Origin of the sequence: Pelosinus propionicus DSM 13327, assembly GCF_900114615.1 — a bacterium.
Classification (GTDB): domain Bacteria; phylum Bacillota; class Negativicutes; order DSM-13327; family DSM-13327; genus Pelosinus; species Pelosinus propionicus.
Window position 1 is genome coordinate 165,534 of the sequence record NZ_FOTS01000003.1, and the last position, 8,134, is coordinate 173,667.

The 8,134-nt window shown below is 36.4% G+C and carries 12 protein-coding genes; 2 read left to right on the forward strand and 10 right to left on the reverse strand.

Annotation, left to right across the window (positions count from 1 at the left end; genetic code table 11):
- Window positions 1-40: 40 nt before the first annotated feature.
- The 5 genes from BMZ99_RS02670 to BMZ99_RS02690 form a co-directional block, all read right to left on the reverse strand.
- Window positions 41-1,564 carry a YifB family Mg chelatase-like AAA ATPase gene (locus BMZ99_RS02670; protein ID WP_090932672.1) on the reverse strand — a complete coding sequence of 508 codons (1,524 nt, stop codon included), beginning with the start codon at window positions 1,562-1,564 and terminating at the stop codon, window positions 41-43.
- A gap of 17 nt (window positions 1,565-1,581) precedes the next feature.
- Window positions 1,582-2,139 carry a UbiX family flavin prenyltransferase gene (locus tag BMZ99_RS02675; protein WP_090932673.1) on the reverse strand — a complete coding sequence of 186 codons (558 nt, stop codon included), beginning with the start codon at window positions 2,137-2,139 and terminating at the stop codon, window positions 1,582-1,584.
- Between the two features lie 38 nt (window positions 2,140-2,177).
- The gene (locus tag BMZ99_RS02680; RefSeq protein WP_090932675.1) at window positions 2,178-2,537 is read right to left on the reverse strand and encodes a YraN family protein; all 360 of its coding nucleotides are present in this window, start codon (window positions 2,535-2,537) and stop codon (window positions 2,178-2,180) included.
- A gap of 97 nt (window positions 2,538-2,634) precedes the next feature.
- On the reverse strand, window positions 2,635-2,916 hold the full coding sequence (locus BMZ99_RS02685) for an EscU/YscU/HrcU family type III secretion system export apparatus switch protein (protein WP_090932677.1): 282 nt from the start codon (window positions 2,914-2,916) through the stop codon (window positions 2,635-2,637).
- Entirely contained in the window at window positions 2,913-3,701 is a 789-nt protein-coding gene (locus tag BMZ99_RS02690) for a ribonuclease HII (RefSeq protein ID WP_090932679.1), read from the reverse strand. The genes BMZ99_RS02685 and BMZ99_RS02690 overlap by 4 nt, the downstream gene beginning before the upstream one ends.
- 183 nt (window positions 3,702-3,884) lie before the next feature.
- Between BMZ99_RS02690 and BMZ99_RS02695 the strand changes: the two genes are divergently transcribed.
- Window positions 3,885-4,355 carry a helix-turn-helix domain-containing protein gene (locus tag BMZ99_RS02695; RefSeq protein WP_090932681.1) on the forward strand — a complete coding sequence of 157 codons (471 nt, stop codon included), beginning with the start codon at window positions 3,885-3,887 and terminating at the stop codon, window positions 4,353-4,355.
- Between the two features lie 52 nt (window positions 4,356-4,407).
- On the opposite strand, the gene BMZ99_RS02700 is transcribed toward BMZ99_RS02695, so the two are convergent.
- Window positions 4,408-4,860: a PD-(D/E)XK nuclease family protein gene (locus tag BMZ99_RS02700; RefSeq protein WP_090932683.1), complete on the reverse strand. Its 453-nt coding sequence runs from the start codon at window positions 4,858-4,860 to the stop codon at window positions 4,408-4,410.
- 2 nt (window positions 4,861-4,862) lie between these two features.
- Complete coding sequence (locus BMZ99_RS02705; RefSeq protein WP_090932685.1) at window positions 4,863-5,249, reverse strand: CFI-box-CTERM domain-containing protein; 387 nt, start codon at window positions 5,247-5,249, stop codon at window positions 4,863-4,865.
- A 256-nt stretch (window positions 5,250-5,505) separates the two neighbouring features.
- Here BMZ99_RS02705 and BMZ99_RS02710 point away from each other — a divergent pair, with 256 nt between their 5' ends.
- Window positions 5,506-5,934, forward strand: a complete 429-nt coding sequence (locus BMZ99_RS02710; RefSeq protein WP_090932687.1) for a hypothetical protein — start codon at window positions 5,506-5,508, stop codon at window positions 5,932-5,934.
- Between the two features lie 120 nt (window positions 5,935-6,054).
- On the opposite strand, the gene BMZ99_RS02715 is transcribed toward BMZ99_RS02710, so the two are convergent.
- From BMZ99_RS02715 to BMZ99_RS02725, 3 genes are all read right to left on the reverse strand, one after another.
- The gene (locus tag BMZ99_RS02715; protein WP_090932689.1) at window positions 6,055-6,369 is read right to left on the reverse strand and encodes a hypothetical protein; all 315 of its coding nucleotides are present in this window, start codon (window positions 6,367-6,369) and stop codon (window positions 6,055-6,057) included.
- A gap of 241 nt (window positions 6,370-6,610) precedes the next feature.
- On the reverse strand, window positions 6,611-7,564 hold the full coding sequence (locus BMZ99_RS02720) for a Bug family tripartite tricarboxylate transporter substrate binding protein (RefSeq protein ID WP_090932691.1): 954 nt from the start codon (window positions 7,562-7,564) through the stop codon (window positions 6,611-6,613).
- A gap of 298 nt (window positions 7,565-7,862) precedes the next feature.
- Window positions 7,863-8,134: IS3 family transposase (locus BMZ99_RS02725; protein ID WP_139214734.1), on the reverse strand; the 272-nt coding region annotated here is incomplete at its 5' end.

Sequence of the window (8,134 nt, forward strand, 5' to 3'; positions counted from 1 at the left end):
TTACCTCCAGATTTAAATGAACATTCTCTATATTAAATAACTACAAAGATTCTTGAATATTATTTCTAAAATGAATCGCTTCAGCGACATGCATGTCATTAATTTGCTCTGAGTTAGCCAAATCAGCAATGGTGCGTGCTACTTTTAATATACGATCATAGCCTCGAGCACTAAGGTTCATTGTTTCAAACGCTTGTTTTAATATTACTTGTGCACTTTGAGTCATATGACAAGTTGTTTTTACATGTCTATGCCCCATTTGGGCATTACAAAATATATTGTATTTCTGTAAGCGAGAATATTGTATAGCTCTTGCAGCAGTCACTCGCTTACGGATGTCAGCAGAAGATTCTGTTGGTATGCTAGTAGTCATTTCACTATATTCTAAACGTGGCACGTGCACATGTATATCCATTCGATCTAATAAAGGTCCAGATATTTTCTTACGGTAGCGTTTAATATCGCTTGTACTACAAGTACAATCTTTATTTTTATCTCCTAAAAATCCGCACGGACAAGGATTTTTAGCACATAATAGCATAAATCTTGCCGGATAGGAAAAAGAAGCGTTCACTCTAGAAATTGTTACTTGTCCATCTTCTAAAGGTTGTCGTAACACCTCTAATACGGTTCTAGGGAATTCTGCCAACTCATCCAAAAACAATACACCATTATGACTTAATGTTACTTCACCTGGCTTAGGGATTCGCCCACCTCCTACCATACTTGCAGCAGAAATGGTATGATGCGGGCTTCTAAAAGGTCTTGTACTTATTAATCCCGTATGAGTAGGTAATAGTTCTGCAATACTATATATTTTCGTAACTTCTAATGCTTCACAAGGTGACATGACTGGCAAAATGGATGTAATTCGCCTGGCTAACATCGTCTTGCCTGATCCTGGTGGACCAGTCATGAGCAGATTGTGACCTCCCGATGCAGCTACTTCCAAAGCCCGCTTCGCAGCAAATTGTCCTTGGACATCAGCAAAATCCTCACTATCATTACTCACTGGAGGAGAAAAAGGTTCTTTCGCTACAGGAAGCAGCTGAGTAACCTTATTGAGATGTGATACCAATTGTTCCAAAGTTGTTGGTGCATATACTGTTAACCCTTTTACCAGTAAAGCTTCTTGTGTATTATCGGGAGCAACAATCATTTTGTCAATTCTTTGCTCAAGGCAATGAATTGCCATCGGCAATACTCCTGAAATACCACGCAACTTTCCTTCTAAAGATAATTCACTGACAAATACATACTGTTCATAATGATGTAAGGTAATTTGTCCACTAGCCGCCAAGATTGCAATTGCAATAGGCAAATCTAATCCAGAGCTATCTTTTTTGAGATCGGCAGGTGCAAGATTAATCGTGATACGCCGCGATGGAAACTCAAATCCAGAATTTTTTATGGCTGCCCGTACTCGTTCTTTCGATTCTCTTACGGCAGTATCAGGTAACCCTACAATATCTAATGCTGGCAGACCGTTAGATATATCTACTTCTACGGTTATTACAATACCATTTAACCCGATTGTAGTCGATCCAAATGTTTGTGAGAACACAACGTTACCTCCGAAGATTATTCACCTTGCCATCTGGGAAATAGCTCATGATCAATCCCAATGGAATCAGATATTTTACCAACCATCATATCAATCATTTGGTTTAATGTAGTAGGACGATGATAAAATCCAGGGCTAGCAGGAAGAATTCTAACTCCTAACTGAGATAGTTTTAGCATATTTGCCAAATGTATCGCATTAAGAGGTGTTTCCCTAGGAACAATAATCAATTTCCGCCCTTCTTTTAACATAACGTCAGCTGCGCGGCTGAGTAAATTATCAGCAATTCCATTAGAAATGCTACTTAAGGTTCTCATTGAACAAGGAACTACCACCATCGCATCTGTTTTAAATGATCCACTAGCAATGGATGCTCCAATATTCTTTATGTCATATAAGAAATCTACTCTTTCCTTTATTTCTTGTGGGCTGATTCCACACTCATAATCTAGAACTTGCCAACCATGCTCTGATACTACAGCATGAATTTCACACCCAGCTTCTTTTAGCACTTCAATCAATCGAAATCCATAAATGGCACCACTAGCGCCAGTAATGCCAACAATAATTCGCATAAAAACTTTCACCTACTTCCATTTAATAAAAAACTTAATCATCTCATAAATGCATTTGCAATATGGTTACACGTTATTTTATTATTTCCAGTTAAATATACCTCAATTACATCAAAGCGACAATGTATATTTGTATTATGTATATATTGAAGATAACAAGATGCAGTATTGATTATTTTTTGCTGTTTCCGATAGGTTACAGCTTCTGCTGGAAAACCATAAGTAGTATTCCTTCGAGTTTTTACTTCAATGAAAACTAAAACATTCTTTATCCTTGCAATAATATCAATTTCCCCAATTTTACTACGATATTTTCGTTCTACTATCTCATATCCCGCATCATACAAGTAATTTGCTGCAGCTTGTTCTCCAATATCCCCCACTTTACTCGTATTCACATTAATACACCTCGCTACAATATTCCCCGAAAAAAAACAACATCCTGCTTTCTGGATGTTGTTTTACAGTAAATTAGATAAATTTATCTATTCTTATCTAAAATTTATGCATTTTTTTATCAATATGGTAAATGTATGCCAATACCTCAGCTACAGCCTGATATAATTCAGGAGGAATTTCTCGATCTAACTCAACTGCCATTAACATACTAGCTAATGTCTTATTTTGATATACGGGAACTGAATGTTGGCTCGCTGTAGAAAGTATTTTATCAGCCATGTAGCCAGTACCTTTGGCTACAACTCGTGGCGCATTTGTGTTGGACTGATAGCTTAATGCAATCGCTTGCTGCGGTTTGTCTGATTTATCTTTATTCATCTTTCTATTCTTCCCCATGACTTAATAGGTTCAAAACTTCTTCTATGTATACGACATGGACCAAATTGCTGCAATGCTTTTAGATGTTCCACCGTACCATAGCCTTTATGTTTAGCAAATCCATATTGTGGAAACTGTTTATCATATTCCTGCATTAAATTATCCCGTTCTACTTTTGCAATAATAGAAGCTGCGCCAATAGAAGCACTAACAGCATCTCCACCAATTAATGACAGAGAGTGCATTTCTAAATCAGGCAAGGGAACAGCATCAATCAGTACAGCATGAGGTCTTTGATGAAGTTTATTAATTGCATCATACATACCAGATATAGTTGCATTATAAATATTCAGATGATCAATTACATCAATATCTATGACGATATGCTGCACACTAATAGCAACTTCTTTTATCGCATGATACAAATACTCCCGTTGCTTAACTGATAGCTTTTTTGAGTCATTAATAGATGGTAGGTGACAGCCTATAGGCAAGATAACCGCACCAACTATTAATGGTCCTGCTAAAGAACCACGACCTGCTTCATCAACACCTGCAATTAAATTATATCCCTTAGCTGCAAGCATTCGTTCTTGCTTATAAAGACCTTGAACACGCTGCTTCTCTAGTAAGTTTTGCTCCTGCCTTTTTTTCCATTTAGTAAATAATCGAGATACTGAAACTCGCGAATCTTGTTTTAAACTATTTATTATAGCTATTGACAGAAGATTATTTTCTTCCAAGAGTTTAGCAATTTCGACTACTGTCATTTGCTCTACATTCAATATTTTGAAACCTCCAATGGACATGCAAAATGAATATAGGTATATATTCTCGCAAAATTCGTTAAATCCTTGTTAAATAATTTTAATAAGCCAATGAAGAAATAATAATTGTTTATAAGGTACACCCAACAAAATTGATTAATCTGAAATAATTATTCTTGCAAAGCTATCTTGAGCTACTTTATGAGCTGCACGGACAAGCGTGCGAATAACAACCTTGATAGAACAACATTCGAATGGTCAGTTAATCATACTACTGAAGCACTGGCTTTTAACACCTCAGGTGAACGTGTTAGATGGGCTCGAATGCAAAAAGGTTGGCTAATCAAAACTCTTGCTGCGAAGGTTGGGATTGATGCAGTTCATCTAAGCCAGCTAGAAAGAAGTACTACCGGCACAGCAGCGATGAAAACTCTATGCAAGTTAGCCACTGAGCTTGAGCAACCAATATGGTTTTTAGGTCGCTTTGAAAATATGCCAGAAGAAACCTTTTTTGAGAAGGTTGAAAAGGCTCGTTGTTATCATGGGCATACTAAGGCTGAAATGGCTGCGGAACTTGGAGTGCATCAACGTACTATATTTAATTGGAAGGATAAAGAACCTAACCAATCACTTAAAAAAAGGGCTTTATTGTATTGCAAAATTTTAGATTAAGGTTATTATAAAGCAAATCCCTTGGTAAGTCCAAACTTATCAGGGGTTTTATTTAACTACATTTGTGCTTATGAGAACAATATCTACAATAGTTTTTATTATCAGCAGCAAATGCGACTACCTCACCTCCTATCACATTCCAATACCGATGATACAAAGCAATAATTTCTTTTTCCTTCATTAAATATACCTTTTTCATATTTCGATTTTTGAAATGAATAAAACCATAGTCAGCAACAGGTTTATTTTGTGTTCTTTCAACCAATAGCTTATATACAGACAGTTGAATGACTTCCGATTCATATACTTGCTGATTCTCACGACTTTTGTAATCTCCAACTATCAAAGTACCGTCGCGAGTTTTCCATACTACATCCGGCTTACCGCACAAAGGTATTGGATCAGTTATTTTCAAGAATTGCTCTAACATATATGGTGATAACTTAGGTTTTCGTCTTGAGCGCAGCCACCAATAAAGAATAACAACTACTATAAGGAATGACATGTCTACCTCCAGGATCTTATAAACCAGCGTAATGCTGCACGGATTGGAATCTTTAATACAGGGTACCTTTCAATTACGTTAACTATATATGGCGATATACTGTAATATAATGAAGTAATCATTCGCCCAGGACTATAAGGTATTAGATGCACATCTCTAAATTCACGCAGGATATTCGTTTCTATGGCATCGATACCAAAGATTGCTGTTGCGATAAAGCAGCGCTTATCTTTGCCAGAAAGCTGACGATTGAATTGTTCATGCTCATGGTTGCCTCGTTTGATGAATGTTGCTGTAAGTGATGTATCTTCGCCATGATGGTGGTCAAGATAGACTTGACGTTCGCATTTCCCCATCTTGGCGAGTTCTGTAGCACTAGTTTGACGCATTTGGGACCTCCAAAAAATAATACCTTCCTATTATATAGCATTATAGAAAGATACGTGAAGAGATATATCCTATATAATTTTCTATTACACTTATTTTTACTATGTATATATTAGCCTCATTCTACCCAGTGTATAGGTAATTTAGGCTTATAATCTTGTTGATTATTTTTTTGTAAAAGCAGTTAATTTAAAAGAGAAATCTAATAAAGAATCACGATATATCAGTATACTATAAAATAATAGGAGGACTTCTTTTATGAAAAAGACCATTGTGATTACATTTCTATTCGTACTAAGTATAGTTGGTGTTAGCTTTGCGGAGCCTACAGTTACATCAGAACAGGGGAAACGAATTACAGGTATTGTTATTGATGCACACGGAATGGGCTTAGAAACCGGGATGAGTCCTACAATTTATGATAAAAATGGACAAGTAGTAAATAATATAATTCCCGATGATTTAAGTTGGATTAGTAAAAATGGTGTAGTTGATTATTATGATTCTATTAAAGAAGTGTCAGATGGTAAAAGTCGAGTCGGAGAGAACTACATTTTGATAAAGGCAATTGAGGTCAGAGACTTTAAAGCTAATCCAGTTATCTCCATTGATGATGCTAAAAAACTAAAAAGCCTACCTGAATTTAACGATATCTTGAAAAAATCAAATATTGTATTTATAAAATAGAAGTTTTAAAGGCAATTAACTACTAATGACAGAACTAACTTGCACACATGATTTCAGAAGCTCAATTTAAAAGACCATCAGCCTAATTAAAGGCAAATGGCTCTTAGTAGTAATTATTTCTTATCTATGGCTTCGTATTTCACGTAATTCTCTTTCATGACGTTCATTTTCACGCTTTTGTCGCTCATGCCACTGTTTTTTGGTTTCGTGAGGACGTCGTTTCATTTCTCGTTCATGACGTTGGTTCTCCGCTCGTTCACGTTCTTGTCTCTCATGTTCAAAGCGTTCTCCATTACCAACTTTCCAATTATTTTGTTGTTGCATAGGGACTGGTTCGTTATATAACGGTGAAGCTTCTATGATTGAAGCACCTAAACCTATTTGCATCATACCTACCATTGAGAAAACAACTATTTTTTTAACTATGCTTTTCATAAATATCACTCCTTGATTTGTTATTTTAATTATAGTATAGAAATATGACAGCATTATGACTAATTAGTAATTTAAAATAATAGAATCATCCTTACTTAATTTAAAAATATGATTTTCTCATGATCTTACAGGTATATGCCAATAACACACCTTTCAAGATGCTAATTGGTACAAGCAAGTTATAAATACTTCCAAAAGCAGCACCGCCCTACTTATAAATGGTAAGACGGTGCATTTCCTTTTAATTTGATTTATTTCGTTGCTCTTTAAATTTATCTAAAATACCAGTTTCCTGCACTATTTTAGATAACTTCTGACTATCCTCCACCCATTTCTGTTGAGCCTCTTTGGGAGGTAAATAGTCGACTTGTAGTCCAATATTCTCTAGCTTATTTTTAAACTCAGGATCAAGAATAATGGCTTTTAATCCATCCGCGAGCTTATTCTTCACCTCAATAGGCATTTCCTTGGGAACTGCCACTCCCATCCAATTACTAAATACAATATCTAATCCTTGCTCTTTAAATGTTGGCATATTTGCAAATATGGGTTCAGTCAACCGTTGTTCACTTGGTACTGCAATCACTCTTAGTGTGCCATTTTTTATATGATCTTTAATCGTTGCCGGACTAGTGAAAGTAGCCTGGATATGTCCACCAAGCAATGCCGTCAATGCCTCTGATCCACCACGGAAAGGAACCGATTCAAGTGTAACACCTGCAGTATGAGCTAGCATTTCACCGAGTACATGAGCAACCGAACCTACACCACTGTTACCAATCTTTATTTCTCCTGGATGTTGTCGCGCATACCCAATCAAATCATCGACGTTTTTCCATGGCTGATCAGCTTGAATTACCATCACATATGGTGAAGAGGTAATTTGTACAATTGGCTCTAAGGCTGTTGGGTAATTATATTTAGTCGATCCATACAGCGATTGTAATATGAGATCCACTCCGCTAATTCCAATAGTATACCCATCAGGAGCAACGCCAGCCAATTCATTCCACCCGATAGTTCCCCCACCGCCAGGTTTATTAAGAATAATTAAAGGCTGTCCTAAATTTGTAGTTGCCGTCTTTTCCATCGCCCGTGCTAATAAATCCATTCCTCCCCCTGCACTAAAAGGAACAATTAAGGTAATCGGCTTCTCCGGGTATTTGCTGGTTGTCGTTACCGTTTTCGGTGGCATCGTAGTACAACCTCCTACCGTGATTGAGATAAGTAATATTACCACTAAAATAAGTTTTTTCTGCAATATCATCTTCCCCTTTCTCGTATTTGAAGCAAATTGTTATTAATTTACTTTAAATACAATTTACTACATTTATTACTAACATTCTCCAATAAATGGCAAATTCCTCTTTGTGGATTATAAAACAAGAGAAATAGCCGCCTCACTCTAAGTGAAGTGCCCCCTGTCAAGTAGACAGTATAAAAACAAAAAGTTTTATGATGCCAATCATTGAGTTGTGGTTGGCATCATTTTTTTATGCGGCTGTATTCAAAAGATACTGTCTATACTCTAGTGGAGTCATACAGTTGAGCCTCTTTTGATATCGATGATTATTGTAGTACTCTATGTATTCGTTGATCGCCTTTTCCAAATCGTCGTAGGAATTGAACTTTTTAAGATAATACATCTCTGATTTCATCATTCCCCAGAATGCCTCCATAGGACCGTTATCTATGCATCTTGAGACCCTGGACATGCTTTGTGTCATGCCTGCATCAACAAGTTTCTTATGAAAGCGCTTGCTAG

Coding starts and splice junctions, on each gene's coding strand:
- BMZ99_RS02715 (WP_090932689.1), bottom strand. CDS start 6,369: ATGAAAAGCATAGTTAAAAAAATAGTTGTTTTCTCAATGGTAGGTATG.
- BMZ99_RS02700 (WP_090932683.1), bottom strand. CDS start 4,860: ATGTCATTCCTTATAGTAGTTGTTATTCTTTATTGGTGGCTGCGCTCA.
- BMZ99_RS02720 (WP_090932691.1), bottom strand. CDS start 7,564: ATGCCACCGAAAACGGTAACGACAACCAGCAAATACCCGGAGAAGCCG.
- BMZ99_RS02695 (WP_090932681.1), top strand. CDS start 3,885: ATGAGCTGCACGGACAAGCGTGCGAATAACAACCTTGATAGAACAACA.
- BMZ99_RS02675 (WP_090932673.1), bottom strand. CDS start 2,139: ATGCGAATTATTGTTGGCATTACTGGCGCTAGTGGTGCCATTTATGGA.
- BMZ99_RS02685 (WP_090932677.1), bottom strand. CDS start 2,916: ATGAATAAAGATAAATCAGACAAACCGCAGCAAGCGATTGCATTAAGC.
- BMZ99_RS02705 (WP_090932685.1), bottom strand. CDS start 5,249: ATGCGTCAAACTAGTGCTACAGAACTCGCCAAGATGGGGAAATGCGAA.
- BMZ99_RS02710 (WP_090932687.1), top strand. CDS start 5,506: ATGAAAAAGACCATTGTGATTACATTTCTATTCGTACTAAGTATAGTT.